The sequence below is a fragment of the Winogradskyella pacifica genome, assembly GCF_003386275.1.
GTDB classification, from domain to species: Bacteria; Bacteroidota; Bacteroidia; order Flavobacteriales; family Flavobacteriaceae; genus Winogradskyella; species Winogradskyella pacifica.
Genome location: NZ_QREI01000003.1, coordinates 232095 through 254743, shown reverse-complemented (window position 1 = coordinate 254743; position 22649 = coordinate 232095). Strand labels below are relative to the sequence as shown.

The window sequence follows — 22649 nt, the reverse complement described above, 5'->3', positions numbered from 1 at the left end:
ATTTTATAATTACGGATTTCGTGGTGGTGGTCTATGTCCTTCACCCTCTCTTGGCGGAGGTGGTCTTTGCCCTTGCTCATCTTGGCGTAGCGCATCCTTTATTATCGTTTTGAATTTTTCTTTTTGGGTATCGTTAGATAATTCTTGAATCATTTTAAAATGATAAAAAACTTCTTTTTCTTTTACTTTTTCCTTTTCACAAATTAACGATGAAATAGAATCAATTACGGATTCATCCACAAAATCATCAGACAATTTACTGAAGAGTACATCTTTTAATTCCTTAACCTCATCAGACAAACGAATCATAGTTTTATGATGGCCTTCACTCTTTTCTTTAAATTCTTCTAATTGCGCTTTATTAAATCCGAGCTCTTTAACTATAAAGTTCCTATTTCGTTGTGGCTCATTTATGTTATTACCGCTGGTATTTCCAATGTAATTAAACAAGAAAAACCCATTAACAACGATAAGAAATACAAGTAGCACATATAATATTACATTTTTCTTCATAATTAATCTATTAAAGAAGTTTCTGTACTTGTAGATAACCCATAAGATTCTGCAAAACTACTAACATTCTCATCATAATTTGTTTTCTTAAGATTATTGAATGCGACTAGATTTAAAACCACAACACAAACCAATGTTGCCAATTGTAGCTTAGGAGTTAACCACGACCAAGTTGCGTCTTGTATGTCTTCTGAGACATTCCGAATTTGATGCATTACGTTTTCCTTAAAAAACGGAGACACTTTAACCTCTTCAATAGACGCGATAGAATCAAAGGTGTCTTTTACTTTTTTATTCATTTCTACATTAGATTTAATGTGTTTATACTTATTTGTCTTTCTACAGACATTTGTTGCTCTTTATGAGTCATTACGTCGGCTAATGACATGTTGACCAAACATTGATAATTATATCTTTAGATGCGCAAGCTTAAAAAAACTTGTGCTAATATTCATTTTTATAATAGTTTTCTAGTGTGTTTTGTAAATTCTTTTTTGCTCTAAACATTATAGATTCAACAGATGACAAACTACGTTTGGTAATCTCTGCGATTTCCTGATAACTTTTACCATCTATTTTATGAAGCGTAAATACCACGGTCTGACTTTCGGGCAAGCCATTAATTGCTTTAAATAAAGTGGCATTCAATTCTTTATTCTCCAATAAAATTCCGGGGTGATTCATTTCTGTAAAATAATCCGTTTTATCTATGGGAATGGCATTTCCTGTTATAGATTGTAAAAAAGCAAAACGCTTTTTAGTGTTCTTCTTTCTTATAAATTCTAAGCATTTATTCGTTGTAATTCTATAAATCCAAGTCGATAATTTTGAATCCCCTTTAAATTTATCAATCGATTTAAAAACTTCCACAAAAACATCTTGCGCTATATCTTCAGCATCTTCTCTATTAGGCACAAACGAAATACAAGTACTAAACACCTTCTGTTGAAATTTATCCAACAGTTGACTGTAAGCTGACGTGCTTTTTAATTTTAATTCTTGTATGAATTCGGTTTCGTTCAAAAAATACTATTGATTAATAGGTGCTAATTTAGTTTAGATGCGGTTACTAAAAAAAACTTGCGGAACATATTAATTATTTTTAGAAAATAACACTTTACAATAAAACCTTATACTCTTAAACTTTTCTCTTACCTTTGTATGTTCTTTTTTGCAGAGATTAAACTACTGCAAAATGAATATTGAAAACAGAAGACCTAATATGAGATTACACAGAAATTTATGCTTTGCCGTAATTGACGGATTACACCTTATTTTTAATGAAGGTGAATACGCTGATAAAGTTATACAACAATTACTTAAACGCGATAAACGTTGGGGAAGCAGGGACAGAGGCTTTGTTGCAGAAACAGTTTATACTATTGTGCGTTACCAAAGACTTTATGCGGAAATAGCAGATGTTAAAGCACCATACGATAGAGATAATCTTTGGAGAATATTTGCCGTTTGGGCGACCTTAAAAGGTATCAAATTACCAGATTGGAAATATTTCACAGATACTCCATCTCGAAAAATTAAAGGTCGTTTTGATGAATTGTCTAAAATTAGGAAATTCAAAGAGTCTATACCAGATTGGATTGACGAATTAGGTGTAAAAGAATTAGGTGAAGCCGAATGGACTAAGGAAATAGCCATGCAAAATGAGCAAGCTGATGTTATTCTTAGAGTGAATACACTTAAAACTAACAAAACAGACTTACAACTTAAGTTACAGTCTGAAGATATTGAGACTGAATTTTTACCAAATCACCCTTCAGCTTTAAAATTAAAAGAACGTGCTAACGTTTTTGTTACAGAAGCGTTTAAAAATGGTTGGTTTGAAGTACAAGATGCATCATCACAGTTAGTTGCCGACTATTTAGATGTTAAACCAGGAATGAAAGTGGTTGATGTTTGTGCAGGTGCTGGTGGAAAAACATTGCATTTAGCCTCTTTAATGGAGAACAAAGGCCAACTTATAGCTATGGATATTTACGAAAGTAAATTGAGAAAACTAAAAGTTAGAGCGCGTAGAAATGGTGTTCATAATATTGAAATGAAAGTTATCGATTCTACGAAGCCTATTAAGAAATTACATGGGAAAGCGGATCGTTTATTAATTGATGCACCGTGTTCTGGACTTGGAGTTTTAAGACGAAATCCGGATGCGAAGTGGAAATTACAACCTGAATTTATAGAAAACATAAAGAAAACGCAACAAGAGGTTTTAGAGCAATATTCTAAAATGGTGAAATCTGGCGGAAAAATGGTCTATGCGACCTGTTCTGTTTTACCTTCAGAAAACCAAGAGCAAGTTCAAAAATTCTTAACTACGGAAACAGGAAAAGAATTTACACTTGTAAAGGACAAAAAGATATTAGCTTATAAATCTGGATTTGATGGATTTTACATGGCATTACTAGAAAAGAAATAACCAGAATCATTAAAAAAACATAGATGAAGAACTTTTACTTTTTAATTTTCGCAATTCTAACGACTAGCATTGGTTTTGCTCAAATTCCTTCTGGATATTATAATTCAGCAACTGGAACAGGGTACACATTAAAAACACAGTTAAAAACTATTATAACTAATGGACATAGCCCAAAATCTTACGATCAGTTATTTAGTTTAGACACAGGTTACCGCGCTACAGATGTAGACGATTTTTATGAAGATGATGATTCTGTAATGGATATGTATTCCGAAAATCCAACAGCTTCAGATCCATATAACTATAGCTATTACGCAAATCCGAGTGATAAATGCGGGAATTATAACAGTGAAATGGATTGCTACAATGGTGAACATTTAATGCCACAAAGTGTGTATAATAGTAATATGCCTATGGTTGGAGATATTCATCAAGTAATACCAACAGATGGCTATGTAAATGGAGGGAGAAGTAACTATCCTTTTGGAGAAACTAATTCTCCTACAAATACATACATGAATGGTTCTAAAAAAGGAAACAACAGCACCCCTGGATATTCTGGAATTGTATTTGAACCTATAGACGAATTTAAAGGTGATATTGCTAGATGTCTGCTGTATTTTGCAGTACGATACGAAGATCAAGTAGCCTCGTGGAATCATAGCATGTTAAACGGAACAAGCAATCAAGTTTATGAAGATTGGTTTATTACCTTACTTTTAGATTGGCACAATAACGATGCTGTTAACCAAAGAGAAATAAACAGAAACAACGCTTCCTATATTCACCAAGGCAATAGAAACCCTTTTATTGATCATCAAGAGTATGCCAACATGATTTGGAATCCTACGCCTGATACGGAAGCACCAACAGATCCTACTAACCTAGTAGCTTCTAATCCTACTGATAATTCTATTGATTTGAGTTGGACGGCTTCTACTGACAATATTGGAGTGATATCTTATGACATATATATTGACGGAACATTAGCTTCGAATTCGAGTAACACATCAACTACAGCAAATGGTTTAACAGCTGACACCAACTATTGTTTTACAATTAAAGCGAAAGATGCTGCTGGCAATGAGTCTGGCTTTAGTAGTGAAGATTGTGAAACCACAACTAATAATGGGACAATTGGAGGATCTGATTGTTTAACGGAAACCTTCGCTAATTTAGATACCTCTATTGGGTCTTATTCAGATGTTAGCTGGACAGGTGACGAAGGCGGCACATGGACTGCTACAGAAGCTAGAACTGATCAAGTAATAAATATAACTACAACTGCTGCTATCACAGTTAGAAATGGTGTGTTAACACTACCTACAACCTCTGGTGGAATTGGAGCGCTTACCGTAACAACGAAACGTGTCTTTAGTGGTTCTGACGGCACATTTAATGTTAATGTTAACGGAACGTTCGTGGGTACAATTGCTTACAGTGCTACTGAGCAAACCGTTACATTACCTAACATTAACATAGAAAATAGTGTTTCTATTGTCATAGATGGTAATAGTGGCACTAATAATAGAGTTGTATTTGATGATTTATCTTACACCTGTTATTCAGCTTTAAATGTTGAAGATTTTAATATTGCTAGTGTTAAGATTCACCCAAACCCTGTAAAAAATACATTAACGATAGATTTAAAATCTGACGTTAGCACAAGCATAGATATTTTTGACATTTTAGGAAAACGTGTTTTAAAGCATACCATATCTAAAACAAGTAACTTAAACGTTCAAAATTTGAATTCAGGAATTTATATTGTAAAAATCACGCAAGGTAGTTCTACAGTGACTAAAAAGCTCATTAAACAATAAATTCAAAATTCTTAATATAAAAGCAGTTGCTCACTTAGCGTAGTCAAAGTGCAACTGCTTTTTTTTTGGTTAAAACAATAATTACCAGCACTTAAAAATGTGCTTTCCATAAAGGTGTTAAAAAATAATCTAATCTGTATTTTTATTTACCTTTGTTACAGACAAAACCTATGAATTCTTTTTCTACGTATTCTACATGTCTTTATTAAAAAAAAATTAAAAATTAATGAAACACTTTTACACTTTACTATTAGTATTTGTAACCTCATTTACATTTGCTCAATTAGCTCCACCTGCAGAATTAGAATCTTACTATAGCACTGTTGATTTTACCACTACTGGTATTTCTTTGAAAAATGATTTAATTGATGTCACAGAAGATAAGCACGTCAACTATTTAAGTTACAGTGATGTTTGGGATGCTTCTAGGATTACAGATTTAGATCCAAACAATTCTAACAATGTCATTTTACTATATGGTTATAATGATTCTGACGGCAACGTAACCACTGATAGAACTAGAGGCAAGTTCCAAAATGGTGGTGGTGTTGGTGACTGGAACAGAGAACATGTATATCCTAAATCTTTAGGAAGTCCTAATTTAGGGACTTCTGGTCCTGGTTCTGATGCGCAAATGTTAAGACCTACTGACGTTCAAAGAAATGGTCAACGTGGAAGCTTACGATTTACAGATAAAAACAATGGCGAATTCCTTAATGGTGAATCTGGTAATACCGACGGAGGTTGGTATCCTGGTGACGAATGGAAAGGTGACTGTGCAAGAATTATTATGTACATGTACTTACGTTATGGTGAACGTTGCCTGCCAACAGGTGTCGGTAACGGAAGTAGTGCTTCTACTCCAGACGATATGATAGATTTATTTTTAAAATGGAATGCTGAAGACCCTGTCGTTGAAGGAGATTTAGAAGATGTTAGAAATGCGTATCATGGAAATCCAAATAATGAATTTGCACAAGGTAACAGAAACCCTTTTATAGACAATCCTTATTTAGCTACAGTAATTTGGGGAGGACCTGAAGCTCAAAACAGATGGGAAAGTCTTTCTGTAACAGATGTAGAACAAAATCGTATTACAATGTTTCCTAATCCCGCAAATGGTAATGAAGTAACCATTTTATCTAACCAAGCAATTATCGCTGAAGTTTATAATATTTTAGGTAAAAAGGTAAACGTTCAAAAAATTACGTCTAACCAATCTAAATTAAACATCTCAGAATTAACTAAAGGTGTTTATATCGTAAAGTTAAATTCTGAAAACGGAACTCAAACGAAAAGATTAATCAAGCAATAATTATAATTGCACTTTAAAAAAAATAAGCGACTCTATAGTCGCTTTTTTTATGTTTAAAACATCGTGAACAACTCTCAATTTTGAATAGGCAATTATAAGCTAAATCACGTTTAAAAAAAGTAAATTTGCATTTTACTAAACACAACTCAAATACACGACATAAATGATTCATTTCTTCGGAAACCAAAACAGTAAGGTATTTGCTGTTCAAGCCACAAAAGAATTATCAACAGAAACCATTTCAAAACTGACTTGGTTATTTGGCGACCAACCTAAAATAGAACAAGCATCTCTCGATGCTTTTTTTGTTGGACCTAGAGCTGCAATGATTACTCCGTGGAGTACAAACGCTGTTGAGATTACTCAAAACATGGGAATTTCTGACATCATAAGAATTGAAGAATTCACTTCTGTTCCTAATGATTTTAAGGATTACGATCCTATGATTTCTGAAAAGTATCAAAGTCTGAATCAAGAGGTTTTTAAAATTGACATTCAACCTGAAGCAATTTTAAATATTGAAGACATTTCAGCTTACAATCAACAAGAAGGTTTATCTCTTAGTGACGAAGAAGTGGAGTACTTAGAAAGTACTTCTAAAAAAATAGGACGACCATTAACCGACTCTGAAGTCTTTGGATTTTCTCAAGTGAATTCAGAGCACTGTCGTCATAAAATATTCAACGGAACTTTTGTTATTGATGGAGAAGAAATGCCAACTTCTTTATTTAAATTAATAAAAGAAACGTCTAAGCAATTTCCAAATGACATTGTTTCAGCTTATAAAGACAACGTTGCTTTTATAAAAGGTCCTAAAGTGGAACAATTTGCTCCTAAAACAGCAGATAAGCCAGACTTTTATCAGACTAAAGATTACGAATCTGTAATTTCATTAAAAGCAGAAACGCATAACTTTCCTACAACCGTTGAGCCTTTTAATGGTGCTGCAACAGGTTCTGGTGGTGAAATTAGAGATAGACTTGCAGGAGGAAAAGGATCTTTACCTTTAGCAGGAACAGCCGTTTACATGACGTCTTATTCTCGTTTAGAAGAAAACAGATATTGGGAAAACAAATTTGAAGCTAGAGATTGGTTGTATCAGACACCAATGGACATTTTAATAAAAGCATCTAATGGAGCCTCTGATTTTGGAAACAAATTTGGACAACCATTAATTACAGGTTCTGTATTAACTTTTGAACATCAAGAAAATTCTTCCTCTAGCGCATCTGAAGCTAGAAAATTAGGATACGACAAAGTGATTATGCAAGCTGGTGGTATTGGTTATGGCAAAGCAGATCAGGCTTTAAAAGACACCCCTAAAAAAGGAGATAAAATTGTAATTCTAGGCGGTGACAATTACAGAATCGGTATGGGAGGCGCTGCTGTTTCTTCTGCTGATACTGGTGCATTAGCTTCAGGAATTGAATTAAACGCTGTACAACGTTCTAACCCAGAAATGCAAAAACGTGCTGCAAATGCAGTCCGTGGTATGGTAGAAAGTGAAGAAAACTTTATTGTTTCTATTCACGATCATGGTGCTGGTGGACATTTAAATTGCTTATCAGAATTAGTAGAAGATACAGGTGGTAAAATCGATTTAGATAAATTACCCGTTGGTGACCCTACCCTTTCTGCAAAAGAAATTATTGGTAACGAATCTCAAGAACGTATGGGATTAGTGATTGCTGAAAAACATTTAGAAACTTTACATAAAATTGCAGATAGAGAGCGTTCACCAATTTACGACGTCGGTGAAGTTACTGCAAATGATCGTTTTACTTTTGAATCTAAATCAACAGGAGAAAAACCTATGGATTTAGCCTTAGAAGATATGTTTGGTTCGTCACCAAAAACGATAATGACAGATAAAACGGTCATCAGAAAATATAAAAACCCACGTTACAAAACGAAGAACTTAGAAGTCTATTTGAAACAAGTTTTACAGTTAGAGGCTGTAGCTTGTAAAGATTGGTTAACAAATAAAGTAGACCGTTGTGTTGGTGGTAAAGTTGCCAAACAACAATGTGTTGGTCCATTACAAATTCCGCTAAATAACGTTGGTGTAATGGCTTTAGATTACAATGGAAAAGAAGGAGTTGCTACGTCTATTGGGCATGCACCTATTTCTGCATTAATTAATCCGGAAGCAGGAAGCAGAAATGCAATTACAGAGTCTTTAACCAACATCATATGGGCACCTTTAAAAGCTAATTTAGATTCAATTTCTTTATCTGCTAACTGGATGTGGCCTTGTAAGAATGAGGGTGAAGATGCTCGTTTATATAAAGCTGTAAAAGCAGTTTCTGAATTTTCTATTGGTTTAGGAATCAATATTCCTACAGGAAAAGATTCCTTATCTATGAAACAGAAATATCCAGATGGAGATGTTATTTCTCCAGGAACTGTGATTATTTCTGCTGCAGGAAACTGTAATGAAATTAGCAAAGTTGTTGAGCCCCTTTTAAAAGTTGATGGAGGAAACATCTATTATATTAATATTTCTCAAGATGATTTTAAATTAGGCGGAAGTTCATTCAACCAAGTATTAAATGCTATTGGAAATGAAACTCCTGATGTTACAAATACTGCATTTGTAAAAAACACATTTAACACCATTCAAGAATTAATTAAAGCTGATAAAATTAAAGCTGGACACGATGTTGCTTCAGGCGGTTTAATTACTACTTTGTTAGAAATGTGTTTTGCTGATGTTAATTTAGGAGCCGATTTTAACATAACTTCTCTAAATGAAGAAGATTCTATAAAAGTTTTATTCTCAGAAAATTCAGGAATTGTTTTTCAAGCAGATACTTCTGTAGAAACAACTTTATCAGAAAATAATATTGAATTTTTCAATATAGGTACAGCAAACAATTCTGGAACTGTAACCATTAAAAATAATGAAGATAACTTCGCTTTTAATGTCGCTGAAATAAGAGATGTTTGGTTTAAAACATCTTTCCTATTAGACCAAAAACAAACCGCTAATAATTTAGCTCAAGATCGATTTGATAATTATAAACATCAGGCTTTAGATTTTACGTTCCCGAGTCATTTTACAGGGAAATTAAAAGATGCGCTTGGCAAGAACAGTTCACGACCAAAAGCCGCGATTCTTAGAGAAAAAGGTTCAAATTCTGAACGCGAAATGGCAAATGCAATGTATTTAGCTGGTTTTGATGTGAAGGATGTTCATATGACGGATTTAATTTCGGGTAGAGAGACGCTTGAGGATATTCAATTTTTAGGAGCTGTTGGTGGTTTTAGTAATTCTGATGTTCTAGGTTCTGCCAAAGGATGGGCAGGAGCTATTAAATATAACGACAATGCCAACAAAGTCATTAAGGATTTCTTTAAAAGAGAAGATACATTGTCTGTTGGTATTTGTAATGGTGCACAACTTTGGATGGAATTAGATTTAGTAAATCCTGAGCACGAGACTCATGGAAAACTAACCTATAACAATTCAAAAAAACACGAAAGTGGCTTTACATCTGTTGAAATTCAAAAAAACAATTCTGTGATGCTTTCTTCTCTAGAAGGTGCTACATTAGGGGTTTGGATTTCTCATGGAGAAGGAAAATTCAAATTACCATATTCTGAAGACAAATATAATATTGTTGCTAAATATGGTTATGCTGAGTATCCTGCAAATCCTAACGGATCGGACTTTAACACGGCAATGCTTTGTGATACCACAGGACGACATTTAGCAACGATGCCACATATTGAACGCTCAATTTTTCAATGGAACTGGGCTAATTACCCACAAGATAGAAAAGACGAAGTATCTCCATGGTTAGAAGCTTTTGTGAATGCTAGATTGTGGATTGAAGGCAATAAAGCCTAAACTACACGAATTTGTTTCGTGAAAAACAACTCAATGAGATTTGTATTTATATACTTTTTATTATTTACTTACACTTTCACGTTTGCGCAAAATACAACGCATCAATCTAAGGTTGATGCGTTAAAAGCGCAAATAAAATCGGAGAAGAATAACGGTGAGAAACTAAAATTACTAGATAGTTTAACAAACATTACTTATCATAAAACAGCTTTAGGATTCGACTCGATCTCTAGAACTACTATAGATTACGCGATTCAATTAGATTCCTTTAATCTCGCTTCTCGTACAACTCAAAACCTTATTAATTATTACAATAATGTTTTAGGGCAACCTAAAGAAGGCATTATAATATTCAACACCTATTATAACACCTTAAAAAATCATATTACAGATAGAAATTTAGCGGGTATTTATATCGATGTTGGTGACAGCTTTTATTTCGATAAAGAAGTAGACACCGCCATGTCTTATTACAAGAAGGCTAAAATATATGCAGAAAAAGCAGGTAACGAGCGCGTTAAGGCATTCGCTGTTTTATACCAAGGCTATGCTTACACAGACGAAGGAGAGTTTGTTAAAGCATCTCAACACATACAGGAAGCTTCCAAAATTTTCGTTGCAGTTAAGGACACCTTTAATATAATTGCGTCTAAGAATATGTTGTCCATTTTATACAGTACCAATGGATTTATAAACCAAGCGAAGAAAGAACGTGATGAAACAATTGCCTTAGCAAAACTATTTAAGAATTATGGTTTACTCACCTCACTTTACTCCAATGCTGCTGCGGACAATAACAAGCAAGGACTACAAAAAGAACGCTTAAAAAATTTACACAAAGCTATTGCAGTAAGTGAAAAATCGAATAATGCAGCGTATTTCCGCCCTATTCATTTACAATCCTTAATTATTGCTTATGCTGAAAACGACAGTATAGCTAAAGCCAAGTCTTATTTAAATACACTAAGACAAGACACAAAAAACATGGAAGGTATTTATGAGAGTAAATACTATAAGGCTTGTGGATATTTAGCTTTTGCTGAAAAAGATTATAACACCGCCTTAATATGGGGATTAAAATATCTTGACCTCGTTAGAGCCTCTAATCATATGGAGAACATAGAAGTTGGTGAATCTTTTTTAGCCAAGGTTTACGAGGAACTAAAAGAATATAATTATGCTTACTCTCATTTAAAGGCTGCAAAAAAAATTGAAGATTCCTTAAAATCTGTTCAAAAAAACAATGCCTTAAGTTATTATCAAACCCTCTATGAAACCAATAAGCGCGATCAAAAAATAAAGGAACAGAACAGTGAAATAAAATTGTTAGACGAACAAAACCATAGAAAAGCGCAATTACTTTGGGGTAGTATTATACTTTTAATAGCGCTGTTTTCAATTATCTACCTTTGGCGTTCACGACAGTATTCACAAAAAAGTGTTCAACTTCAAAAAGCATTTGCACAAGATCTTATACATAGTATTGAAAATGAACGCAAACGCATATCTAGTGAACTTCATGATAGTGTTGGACAAAGCTTATTACTCATTAAGAATAAAATATTTTTAGAAAATAAAGATAACACAGATACTTCTTTGGTCGATGGTGCTATTGATGAAGTCAGAACAATATCTCAGCAACTACACCCGTTTCAATTTGAAAAATTAGGTTTAATAAATTCGATTAAGAATACGATTGAAAACTTTCAGAAGAATTCTAATATTTTTTATTCAGAAGATATCGAAATTGAAGTTTTGAATATTTCTAAGGACAAGGAAATATTTATTTATCGAATGCTGCAAGAATGCTTAAATAATGTTGAGAAGCATTCTGAGGCTAAAGCCTGTGCTGTCAGTATTGAAAATTTAAAAGATGCCGTTCTTTTTCAAGTAAAAGATAATGGTATTGGTTTTGATGTTACTGAAAACACTAAATTACTGAATAGTTTAGGTATGAAAACCATAAAAGAGCGTGCCCGGCTTATTGGTGCGCAGTTGAGTATTAATTCGGTTAAAGGAAAAGGCACAACCATTCAAATTAAAGTTCAAAAAAACTAAGCTATGTCAACCACTATAATTCTTGCTGATGACCATCCTTTATTATTAAATGGCACTAAAGAGTTTTTAGAAACAAAATGGTATAACGTTATTGATACCGCTACTGATGGTAACACCGCTTACAATAAAATTATAGAGTTACAACCCGATATTGCGATTCTCGATTTTGATATGCCAAAACTAAACGGCTTAGAAGTTGCACAACAAATTAAACGCAAAAAAATAAGTACAAAAGTTATTATTTTGACCTTACATAAACAAGAATCCATCTTACAGGAAATTGGTCAATCTATACATGGCTATGTCACAAAAGACAGCGCATTACAAGAATTAGAAGCTTGCTTAGAAAGTGTAAAGAATAATAGTAATTATATTGGTGAAAAATTAAAAAACAGCATCCATTTTAATGGAGATACCGATTCTAATGTTAAAGAATTGAGTCCTACCGAAATCAAAATTTTAAAGTATTTAGACAAAAACCTTAACAGCACTCAAATTGCTGAGGAATTATTTATATCTAAACGTACTGTTGAAAAACACCGTAGCAACATTATTAAAAAATTAGAAATAGATACAACCAACCAAAATGCACTCTTTGTTTGGCTAAAAAATCATCCAAATATATTTAATACGTAGACCTACGTATATTAATACTATCTAATAAATTATAGTTTTAACCGCACTAAACTATAACGTATTATCGTTGCTATACACTCTTATTACACTCCTAATAATTATTGGGTATTGAACGTTTTCTCTATTGAATTACAGAATAGAGAAAGCCACACATTACAGCCAGACGGATACAGTTATATTATTTACAAATTAGGAAAGACAAGTACTATAGCCTACTATAAACCATTCGCCAATAAATTGTTACTGAAATCCGAAAATAATATCATTTATTATATCGCCAAATGCAGACCCACTTATGTGGGTTATTTAAAAAATCAACAATTTAAAATGAGCGTTCTAAAACCACATGATTTTTTGACTGATCTATCTTCTGCTGAATTTAAATCTATCAGACCAACCATATTAGACAACATTTTAATTCATTTGTTTTTTAAAAGTGAATATATGTCTTTAACTCAAATCCAAAAACATTATCAATGCACACCTAATAACATTGATCGTCTTTTTAAAACAACGTTAGGAATGTCTTTTTGTCAATATCAGAACATTTTATTAAACACTACGTAGACCTACGCATTGCAATATTTTAATAAAAGCTATAATTTAGTCGTATTAAATAACAAGCTAAATCAATTGAATTTATTTAAAATGATTTGGGTTAGAATAAACCAATAAGAATAAAAAAGTTTTCAATATTATATATTTGCTATTAATCAAGGGGGATCAGGTTAGGACATTTTGCGCTTAACCTGTTTTTTTTTATTAAAATGAAAAAGATTTTTTAAATGGACCAGTGATATTATCATAAAACAAAGGGTTTCTCAAATTGAGAAACCCTTTGTTTTTTTTTACATTTAATTCTTTTGTCTATTCAGACACAATTATTCCTTTTGAAATACTTCTGCCATCCTGACTTGATAATTTTAAAATATAATTACCACTTACTACTTTGGATACATCTATATTAATTACAGAATTAATAGTTTCTGTTTTACCTTTCAAGATTAATCTTCCATCAATACTGTATAATTTAAAAGATTCAATATTAGTATGGTTATAAACTTTAATGTTTAAGCTACTTTGAGCTGGATTTGGATAAATTGAAATATTATTTTCTAAATCATTTTCGCCTACAGATAAACTTTGAGAACCATAAAACTCTATTTCCGTAATATTAGACCAAGCACTTACTCTATTATCTCCTTCAACATTAAATCTACCATAACTTATTAATTTTATATAACGTGCGTTAACAGAAACTTCATATTGATCAAAAGCATCTCTCGTACCTGTTGTTGTGGTAATTAATAAATCACCTGTAATTGGTAAAACCTTTGTAAAGTCTGAAAGACCTGTTCCTGTAGTAGAAACCCAAAATTGTATGCCATAAGGATCTGACTTATCATCTGTTGCAATTTGTATTAAATCGAGTTGATACTCATCATCTAAATCATAAATAATAAACTCTCCATCTGATCTATACTCGTCAGGTAAAATTGAGCCATCAGCAGCAGTCCACTGCGTCCCAGTATCTTTATCTAAGGTATTAGCTGCATAATTTGTTTTTGGAGGATTCGCATTAAGATCTACTTCTTGTTGCGAAAATGAATGAACCGTCACAGGATCCTCTCCTTCAACACCTGTATTAATAAGATCGAATAAATCCGTTAAATCAGCTCCATTCTGAGTTATATTTAATTGTCTTATAATTACATTATCTCCTGAAGTTTGAGTAAAAGTTATAGAACCAGTTCTACTACTTGTATCTGCATTATCCGTAACCGAAACGACAACTGTAGCATCACCTGTACCTATATTAAGATCAATAGATATCCAAGAATCATTAGAAATAGCTGCCCAACTTACATTTGCATTTACAGAAACATCATAGCTATCTGCATCTGGGCCTAGTGTTGGCAAACCACTAACCGTTAACGACTCTGGCACTTCAATAGAACAATCACCATCAATAATACTAGCGCCTAAATTGTTTAAAAAACAAGCGCCAATTCCTTGTCCAACCATAGCATCAGTCGTTGGTTCATACACACCCATGTCAGCTCCTTTGCCTAAAGCCCCAGTACCTGAAAATGTAAAAATTTCACCGACCGCAGTTGCTAAAATCCCTGTTTCTTCAGAAAAACCTGCATTTGCTTCTCCTAATGCTGCTCCCGTATAAACGTTTCCACTGTAACTTAAAGTTGTTCCAAGATTAGCATATGAATTTTCAGTATCACCACTAATAACATTTGTAACATTAGGGTTATCTGCTGTATAGTAAATTAGGTTATTCGAAAATGTTCCTGTTGGATCAGTTGACCCTTTGTCTGTGTTATAATACAAAGGAGCATTTGTATTTATTATAGTATTATTAGAAACATCAATATTTTCCACTTTTTGATAATCACTAGAATTATTATCCGAAGTACATGGCACAGCGTTATTAGCGCTTCCACCTAAAAAAGTGATACCATTATTCCACTTTGCCTGATCTACAACTGTAATACAATCTTGTATGTAATTATTAGTAATTGTATGTTCACTATCCACAATCCTAATACCTCCTGTGCCATCAACATTTTCGCCTAAAAAGTAATTGCCATCAACTGTAGCATTAGATCCATGTCTAAGTACTAAAGACCCTCTACTTCTTCTAAACGTATTATTGATATAGGAGTTGTTTTTACTTTTATTAGTAATAATTTCATTTTCACCATCAGCTTCAACAAAATAATTATTACTCACCATAACACTACTATCCACATTTTGATATGAGCTAGTTCCAATACGGATTGTTTCGCTATCACCAGCGTTAGTTAAGTTAGAATCTATCTTTTCATACTTATAGAAATAATTATTGCTAATGGTATGACCAACAATATCACAACTCGTATTTATTTCTGGTTCATTATCCTCTACCGTGGGAAATGCATTGTATGACAGCTCTACCAATATCATATTTCCTGAGCTTGCCTTATTGATAAATGAGCAATTGATAACCGTGTTATAAGTTCCATACAACATTACCCAATTATGTTTTGTACTTGTTCCTATTGATGGACTTTCAACTGCTAAACCATCCATTGCACAATTTTGAATCGTACTATAATTAGCATAATCAGTACCATCTCTGAATTCAATAACGACACTAGATCCATAGCCACCTTGCCAATAAAAACCATCAATAATAACGTGATCACCACCAATACTCATTTGCATACCGCCAGTAAATTTAACACCTCCTGGCGTTTCTGCTCTAAAAGTAATAGGCATTGCAGCAGTACCTGTCGTTGGTGAAAATTTTATTCTATCGCTATCAGGATAAATTCCATCTTCTAAAATAACAGTATCTCCTGCAGCGAGTGTTTCAACTAAATCTTCAAGTTCATCAAGATCATCGATGACATAGGTTTCCTGAGAAAATACGCTATAACTTGATAGCAATAATGCACAAAATGTAAAGAACAATGAGTTCTTAAAAATGTAAAATGTTTTCATAGTAAAAGAGATTAATTGTTATTAGAGAAACTGGTTAACCAAACTGGTTAACCAAATATAAATAAATAATTATAGTTTTAATAAAAAAAGAGAATTAATATTGTAGATTTCACTAAAATAATGTGAAAATTATAAGATAACGATAAGCAATTTCTATATTATCAATTTATTTATACCTATAATACTAATTTTATATTTTATAACTTTAATTTTTATATTTTCGTAATATCTCTATACTAAATAAGCGCCAATTAATATGACAGAAGTAACACGTCTTTTTGATTTTCCATATTTTCAATTACAACATAAACCAAATCCTAAGGCATTGGTTACCAAATACGATGGTAAATGGAAGCCGACATCCACACAAGAATATGTCGATAATTCTAATGCAATGAGCAGAGCTCTATTACGTTTGGGTGTGCAAAAAGATGATAAAATTGCAGTTATTTCTACGGCAAATAGGACCGAATGGAACATCATGGATATTGGAATTCTCCAATTAGGTGCGCAAAACATCCCCATATACCCAACGATTAGCGCAGAGGATTATGAGTATGTATTAAATCACAGTGAATCAATTTACTGTTTTGTATCTGATGTGGAAGTCTTAGAAAAAGTAAGAAAAGTTCAAGCTAATACGAAAATAAAAGAGGTTTATTCTTTTGATCATATTGAAGGTTGTAAACACTATTCAGAATTACTAGAACTTGGTAAGGATGAAAGCAATCAACCTGAAGTAGAATTAAGAAAAGATGCCGTAAAATCATCTGATTTAGCTACTATAATTTATACCTCTGGGACTACGGGTAAACCAAAAGGTGTTATGTTATCGCATTGGAACATAACGAGTAATGCCTTAGACAGTTCTCCAAGAGTACCACACGTAGAAGGTGAAAACCGTATATTAAGCTTCTTACCTATCTGTCACGTTTTTGAACGGGTTTTAATTTATGTTTATCAATATGCCGGAATGTCTATTTACTATGCAGAAGGCATTGATAAAATCGGTGATAACGCTAAAGAGATAAAACCAAATTTAATGAGTGTTGTGCCGCGTTTACTTGAAAAAGTTTTCGATAAAATAATGCATAAAGGGGAAGAATTATCTGGAATAAAAAAAGGATTATTCTTTTGGGCTGTAAGGTTAGCGGAACGTTGGGAGCCTTATGGAGCTAATGGTGGATGGTATGAGTTTCAGTTAAAAATAGCGAACAAACTTATTTTTAGTAAGTGGAGAGATGCTCTTGGAGGAAACTTAAGCACAATGGTTTCTGGTAGTGCTGCATTACAACCAAGATTAGCACGAATCTTTGGCGCCGCGGGAATGCAAATTATGGAAGGTTATGGTTTAACAGAAACCTCGCCAGTTGTTGCTGTTGGAATGTACAAAGATAATTATTATAAAGTAGGCACTGTGGGTAAGCCAATTGATAATGTAGAGGTTAAAATTGCTGACGATGGAGAACTCTTAATTAAAGGCCCTAATGTTATGATGGGGTATTATAAAGACCCTGTAAAAACGGCTGAAGTCATGACAGGTGACTTCTTTCACACAGGAGATAAAGGTGAAATTGATGCCGATGGTTTCTTAAAAATTACAGGTCGAAAAAAGGAAATGTTTAAAACCTCTGGCGGAAAATACGTCATTCCACCACTTTTAGAGAACGATATGAAACAATCCCTTTTTATAGAACAAATCATGGTTGTTGGTGAAGGTGAAAAAATGCCCGCAGCTTTAATTCAACCTAATTTCGATTTTATACGCGATTGGATTGACTTTAAACAAAATGGTGTCGGAAAAACGGATACAGAAATTGCCAACTCAGAAATTGTAATTAATAGAATTCAAGAAGAAATAGATAAGTACAATAAACATTTTGGTAAATGGGAACAAATTAAGCGTTTTGAACTTACACCAGACGTTTGGTCTATAGAAGGTGGGCACCTCACTCCTACTATGAAAATGAAGCGTGCTATAATTGTTGGTATTTATCAAGATTTATACGATAAGATTTATAGAGCTTAATTCTTTAAAACTTTTTTACATACAATTAAAAAGGACTAGCAACACTAATTAGTGTAGCGGGTCCTTTTTTAGTCTATCTAAATTTGACTTACACTAACCTTCAATTCATATTGCATTTAATCAAGCTTTCAAAGCACCTAAGTAGGTTAAACAACTATAATTCTCAACTATTAAGTAATTGTTTAAAATTATTTTATAATTGAAGTATTCATAATTTATAGCACCTAAAAAAGGGTTTCCTTCATTTTAATAACACAATTTTAACATTATGTAAATAATATTTTAAAGATTTATTATGCGTGCATAGTATTTTTTATTATCTTTGGTACTCAAACTAAGACCATGAAAGATAAAACCATTGATTACGTCTTAAGAACGACATGGTTAGCAGTTAATAAAATGTACAACGAAGAAGCCTCTGAATTTGGGACCACTATGGCTACAGGTTTTACATTACTAAGTATTGATCCAGAAAAAGGAACCCCTTCAACTTCGTTGGGACCAAAAATGGGAATGGAGGCGACAAGCCTTTCTAGAACCTTAAAGACAATGGAGTCTAAAGGCTTAATAGAACGTAAGCCAAATCCTGAAGACGGTCGTGGAGTCCTTATATTTCTAACTGATTTTGGTAGAGAGAAAAGAGCTTTATCAAAAGAGAAGGTTTTAACCTTTAATGAGGCTATCAAAACTAACGTCTCTTCAGAAGAACTAACAAATTTTTACAAGGTTGCGGAAATCATTAATAATATGATTTCTAACAAACAGATATACAATAAAAAAGAACACATTTTAAAATAAGATGAGTAAACGAAGAATTAAAAAAATAGCAATTATTGGATCTGGAATTATGGGAAGCGGTATCGCTTGTCATTTCGCCAATATTGGTGTCGATGTTTTATTATTAGACATCGTACCAAGAGAACTTAACGACAAAGAAAAAGCTAAAGGTTTAACTTTAGAAGACAAAGTTGTACGAAATAGAATTGTGAATGATGCTTTAGCAGCGTCTTTAAAATCGAAGCCCTCTCCTATTTATAGTCAATCTTTTGCAAGTCGAATTACGACGGGAAACTTAGAAGACGATATTGCTAAAGTATCTGACGTAGATTGGATTATGGAAGTTGTAGTGGAAAGACTTGATATTAAACAACAAGTTTTTGAAAAGCTAGAAAAATACCGTAAACCAGGCACGCTAATTACATCTAACACCTCTGGTATTCCTATTAAGTTTATGAGTGAAGGTCGTAGTGACGATTTCCAGAAACATTTCTGTGGCACACACTTCTTTAATCCGGCACGATATTTAAAATTGTTCGAAATCATTCCTGGTCCAAAAACAGACCAAGCCGTATTAGATTTCTTAAATGAGTATGGAGAAAAATTCTTAGGAAAAACCTCTGTTATCGCTAAAGATACTCCCGCATTTATCGGAAACCGAATCGGAATTTTCAGCATTCAAAGTTTATTTCACACGGTTAAAGATTTAAACTTAACCATTGAGGAAGTAGATAAATTATCAGGCCCTGTAATTGGTCGTCCAAAGTCAGCAACCTTCCGTACGGTTGATGTGGTTGGTTTAGATACTTTAGTTCATGTAGCCAACGGTATAAGAGAAAACTGCCCTAAAGATGAACGTTTAGAGTTATTTGAATTACCAGACTTCATCAATAAAATGATGGAAAATAAATGGTTAGGAAGTAAAACTGGACAAGGTTTCTACAAGAAGGTAAAAAAAGAAGACGGTTCTTCTGAAATTTTATCATTAGACCTAAACACATTAGAATACAGAGCTTCTAAAAAAGCAAAGTTTGCCACTTTAGAATTGACTAAAACAGTCGATAAAGTTGTAGATCGTTTTAAAATATTAGTAAAAGGAAAAGACAAAGCTGGTGAATTCTACAGAAAGAGTTTTGCTGCCTTATTTGCTTATGTATCTAATAGAATTCCAGAAATCACAGACGATTTATATAAAATTGATGATGCTATGAAAGCAGGTTTTGGATGGGAACATGGTCCTTTCCAAATTTGGGATGCTATCGGAGTTGAAAAAGGAATCGAAATGATGAAAGCAGAAGGTTTAGAGCCTAATGCATGGGTAAACGACATGTTAGCATCAGGAAGCACATCTTTTTACACCGTCAAAGAGGGAGCGACTTATGCTTATGACATTCCTAAAAAATCACAAGAAAAAATTCCTGGTCAAGACAGTTTCATTATTTTAGATAATATCAGAAAATCTAAAGAAGTCTTTAAAAACTCTGGTGTTGTCATCGAAGATCTAGGTGATGGTATCCTTAACTGTGAATTCCAATCTAAAATGAACACCATTGGTGGAGATGTTCTCGCTGGATTAAATAAAGCCATCGACTTAGCCGAAAAAGATTTCGCAGGTTTAGTGGTTGGTAACCAAGCTGCCAACTTCTCTGTTGGTGCAAACATCGGTATGATTTTTATGATGGCTGCAGAACAAGAGTATGACGAGCTTAACATGGCTATCAAATATTTCCAAGATACCATGATGCGTATGCGTTATTCATCAATACCAACAATTTCTGCTCCTCACGGTATGGCTTTAGGTGGTGGATGTGAATTATCATTACACGCAGATAAAGTAGTAGCAGCAGCAGAAACTTACATGGGACTTGTAGAGTTTGGTGTTGGTGTAATTCCTGGTGGTGGTGGCTCTAAAGAAATGGCTTTAAGAGCATCGGATATTTTCCATAAAGGAGATGTACAGTTAAATGTTTTACAAGAGTATTTCTTAACTATTGGTATGGCTAAAGTATCAACTTCTGCTTACGAAGCTTTCGATTTAGGATTACTTCAAAAAGGGAAAGATGTTGTAGTAGTTAATAAAGACCGTCAAATTGCAGTCGCAAAACAGCATGCTAAATTAATGGCAGACGCTGGTTATACGCAACCTGTAAAACGAAATGATGTTTTAGTTCTTGGTAAACAAGCCTTAGGTATGTTTATGGTAGGAACAGATTCTATGGAAGACTCTAATTACATTTCTGAACACGATATGAAAATCGCTAATAAATTAGCTTACGTTATGGCTGGTGGTGATTTATCTGAACCAACTTTAGTAACTGAACAATATCTACTAGATATTGAACGTGAGGCATTCTTAAGTTTATGTACAGAACGTAAAACTTTAGAGCGTATTCAACATATGTTAACCAAAGGAAAACCGTTAAGAAATTAGACAACTTAGATTCTCAGATTTCTAGACTCTTAGAAATCTAAAATATCAAAAAATCTAATTATCTAAAAATCTAAAATTATGAAAACAGCATATATAGTAAAAGCATATAGAACCGCAGTTGGTAAAGCACCAAAAGGCGTGTTCCGTTTTAAAAGAACAGATGAATTGGCAGCAGAAACCATCAAATATATGATGAAGGAATTGCCAGGTTTAGACCCAAAGCGTATTGACGATGTTATTGTTGGTAACGCAATGCCAGAAGGCTCTCAAGGATTAAATATGGCACGGTTAATCTCTTTAATGGGATTAGAGATTGTTGATGTTCCTGGAGTAACTGTCAACCGTTTTTGCTCTTCTGGAGTAGAAACTATTGGTATGGCAACTGCAAAAATACAAGCCGGGATGGCAGATTGTATTATTGCTGGTGGAGCAGAAAGCATGAGTGCGGTGCCAATGACAGGTTTTAAGCCAGAATTGAATTACGACGCTATTGTAAAAGCAGGTCATGAAGATTATTATTGGGGCATGGGAAATACGGCTGAAGCTGTTGCAAAACAATTCAACGTATCTCGTGAAGACCAAGATGAATTCGCCTACAATTCACACATGAAAGCATTAAGAGCGCAAGCTGAAAACCGTTTTCAGGATCAAATTGTTCCTATTGAAGTAGAACAAACGTACATTGATGCTAACGGAAAGAAAGCAACAAAAACATACACCGTAACTAAAGATGAAGGCCCTCGTGCTGGAACAAGTAAAGAAGCCTTAGCAAAACTTAGAGCCGTATTTGCTGCTGGTGGAAGTGTTACAGCTGGTAACTCATCACAAATGAGTGATGGTGCTGCTTTTGTAATGGTTATGAGTGAAGACATGGTAAAGGAACTAGGTTTAGAACCAATTGCAAGAATGGTAAACTATGCTGCAGCAGGTGTTGAGCCTCGTATTATGGGTATCGGACCAGTAAAAGCGATTCCAAAAGCCTTAAAACAAGCAGGTTTAAAACAAGACGATTTAGCTTTAATTGAGTTAAACGAAGCTTTTGCATCACAATCTTTAGCGGTAATTAGAGAGTTAGGTCTTAATCCAGATATTATAAACGTCAACGGTGGTGCCATTGCATTGGGTCACCCATTAGGATGTACTGGAGCAAAATTATCGGTACAGTTATTTGATGAAATGCGTAAGCAAAATATGCAAGGCAAATATGGTGCTGTTACGATGTGTGTTGGTACAGGTCAAGGTGCTTGTGGGGTATTTGAGTTTCTTAATTAAAAGGGAAAAG

14 protein-coding genes are annotated in these 22649 nt (G+C 33.6%); 10 read left to right on the top strand and 4 right to left on the bottom strand.

The genetic code is table 11. The features are described 5' to 3' along the window. Positions 1-9: 9 nt before the first annotated feature. The 3 genes from DFQ09_RS08230 to DFQ09_RS08220 form a co-directional block, all read right to left on the bottom strand. On the bottom strand, positions 10-513 hold the full coding sequence (locus tag DFQ09_RS08230; protein ID WP_115809255.1) for a hypothetical protein: 504 nt from the start codon (positions 511-513) through the stop codon (positions 10-12). A 2-nt stretch (positions 514-515) separates the two neighbouring features. Beyond that, complete coding sequence (locus DFQ09_RS08225; RefSeq protein ID WP_092466947.1) at positions 516-812, bottom strand: hypothetical protein; 297 nt, start codon at positions 810-812, stop codon at positions 516-518. A gap of 145 nt (positions 813-957) precedes the next feature. Further along, positions 958-1536, bottom strand: a complete 579-nt coding sequence (locus DFQ09_RS08220; RefSeq protein ID WP_115809253.1) for an RNA polymerase sigma factor — start codon at positions 1534-1536, stop codon at positions 958-960. 199 nt (positions 1537-1735) lie between these two features. Between DFQ09_RS08220 and DFQ09_RS08215 the strand changes: the two genes are divergently transcribed. The 6 genes from DFQ09_RS08215 to DFQ09_RS08190 all read left to right on the top strand — a co-directional run bounded on the left by DFQ09_RS08215 (position 1736) and on the right by DFQ09_RS08190 (position 12632). Next, positions 1736-2947, top strand: a complete 1212-nt coding sequence (locus tag DFQ09_RS08215) for an RsmB/NOP family class I SAM-dependent RNA methyltransferase (protein ID WP_115809734.1) — start codon at positions 1736-1738, stop codon at positions 2945-2947. Positions 2948-2970: 23 nt separating this feature from the next. Continuing rightward, complete coding sequence (locus DFQ09_RS08210) at positions 2971-4770, top strand: endonuclease (protein WP_115809251.1); 1800 nt, start codon at positions 2971-2973, stop codon at positions 4768-4770. Between the two features lie 226 nt (positions 4771-4996). Continuing rightward, entirely contained in the window at positions 4997-6085 is a 1089-nt protein-coding gene (locus tag DFQ09_RS08205; RefSeq protein ID WP_115809249.1) for an endonuclease, read from the top strand. Positions 6086-6248: 163 nt separating this feature from the next. Continuing rightward, positions 6249-9938, top strand: a complete 3690-nt coding sequence (gene purL, locus DFQ09_RS08200; protein WP_115809246.1) for a phosphoribosylformylglycinamidine synthase — start codon at positions 6249-6251, stop codon at positions 9936-9938. A 33-nt stretch (positions 9939-9971) separates the two neighbouring features. Next, positions 9972-11996: a sensor histidine kinase gene (locus tag DFQ09_RS08195; RefSeq protein ID WP_115809242.1), complete on the top strand. Its 2025-nt coding sequence runs from the start codon at positions 9972-9974 to the stop codon at positions 11994-11996. Between the two features lie 3 nt (positions 11997-11999). Beyond that, positions 12000-12632, top strand: coding sequence for a response regulator (locus tag DFQ09_RS08190; RefSeq protein WP_115809240.1), 633 nt, complete (start codon positions 12000-12002; stop codon positions 12630-12632). An 867-nt stretch (positions 12633-13499) separates the two neighbouring features. On the opposite strand, the gene DFQ09_RS08180 is transcribed toward DFQ09_RS08190, so the two are convergent. After that, the gene (locus DFQ09_RS08180; protein WP_115809236.1) at positions 13500-16130 is read right to left on the bottom strand and encodes a chondroitinase-B domain-containing protein; all 2631 of its coding nucleotides are present in this window, start codon (positions 16128-16130) and stop codon (positions 13500-13502) included. 256 nt (positions 16131-16386) lie between these two features. Between DFQ09_RS08180 and DFQ09_RS08175 the strand changes: the two genes are divergently transcribed. The 4 genes from DFQ09_RS08175 (at position 16387) to DFQ09_RS08160 (ending at position 22639) form a co-directional block, all read left to right on the top strand. Then, entirely contained in the window at positions 16387-18159 is a 1773-nt protein-coding gene (locus tag DFQ09_RS08175) for an AMP-dependent synthetase/ligase (RefSeq protein WP_115809234.1), read from the top strand. A gap of 342 nt (positions 18160-18501) precedes the next feature. Next, a complete protein-coding gene (locus tag DFQ09_RS08170) occupies positions 18502-18957 on the top strand; it encodes a MarR family winged helix-turn-helix transcriptional regulator (protein ID WP_115809232.1) in 456 nt (151 codons plus the stop codon). Between the two features lies 1 nt (position 18958). Next, entirely contained in the window at positions 18959-21367 is a 2409-nt protein-coding gene (locus DFQ09_RS08165) for a 3-hydroxyacyl-CoA dehydrogenase/enoyl-CoA hydratase family protein (protein ID WP_115809230.1), read from the top strand. Positions 21368-21445: 78 nt separating this feature from the next. Beyond that, positions 21446-22639, top strand: a complete 1194-nt coding sequence (locus DFQ09_RS08160) for an acetyl-CoA C-acyltransferase (RefSeq protein WP_115809228.1) — start codon at positions 21446-21448, stop codon at positions 22637-22639. Positions 22640-22649 lie beyond the last annotated feature (10 nt).

Excerpts from the sequence above, each read along its gene's own strand:
- DFQ09_RS08230 (WP_115809255.1), bottom strand. The coding sequence starts at position 513 with ATGAAGAAAAATGTAATATTATATGTGCTACTTGTATTTCTTATCGTT.
- DFQ09_RS08225 (WP_092466947.1), bottom strand. The coding sequence starts at position 812 with ATGAATAAAAAAGTAAAAGACACCTTTGATTCTATCGCGTCTATTGAA.
- DFQ09_RS08215 (WP_115809734.1), top strand. The coding sequence starts at position 1,736 with ATGAGATTACACAGAAATTTATGCTTTGCCGTAATTGACGGATTACAC.
- DFQ09_RS08210 (WP_115809251.1), top strand. The coding sequence starts at position 2,971 with ATGAAGAACTTTTACTTTTTAATTTTCGCAATTCTAACGACTAGCATT.
- DFQ09_RS08205 (WP_115809249.1), top strand. The coding sequence starts at position 4,997 with ATGAAACACTTTTACACTTTACTATTAGTATTTGTAACCTCATTTACA.
- purL (WP_115809246.1), top strand. The coding sequence starts at position 6,249 with ATGATTCATTTCTTCGGAAACCAAAACAGTAAGGTATTTGCTGTTCAA.
- DFQ09_RS08195 (WP_115809242.1), top strand. The coding sequence starts at position 9,972 with ATGAGATTTGTATTTATATACTTTTTATTATTTACTTACACTTTCACG.
- DFQ09_RS08190 (WP_115809240.1), top strand. The coding sequence starts at position 12,000 with ATGTCAACCACTATAATTCTTGCTGATGACCATCCTTTATTATTAAAT.
- DFQ09_RS08180 (WP_115809236.1), bottom strand. The coding sequence starts at position 16,130 with ATGAAAACATTTTACATTTTTAAGAACTCATTGTTCTTTACATTTTGT.
- DFQ09_RS08175 (WP_115809234.1), top strand. The coding sequence starts at position 16,387 with ATGACAGAAGTAACACGTCTTTTTGATTTTCCATATTTTCAATTACAA.
- DFQ09_RS08170 (WP_115809232.1), top strand. The coding sequence starts at position 18,502 with ATGAAAGATAAAACCATTGATTACGTCTTAAGAACGACATGGTTAGCA.
- DFQ09_RS08165 (WP_115809230.1), top strand. The coding sequence starts at position 18,959 with ATGAGTAAACGAAGAATTAAAAAAATAGCAATTATTGGATCTGGAATT.
- DFQ09_RS08160 (WP_115809228.1), top strand. The coding sequence starts at position 21,446 with ATGAAAACAGCATATATAGTAAAAGCATATAGAACCGCAGTTGGTAAA.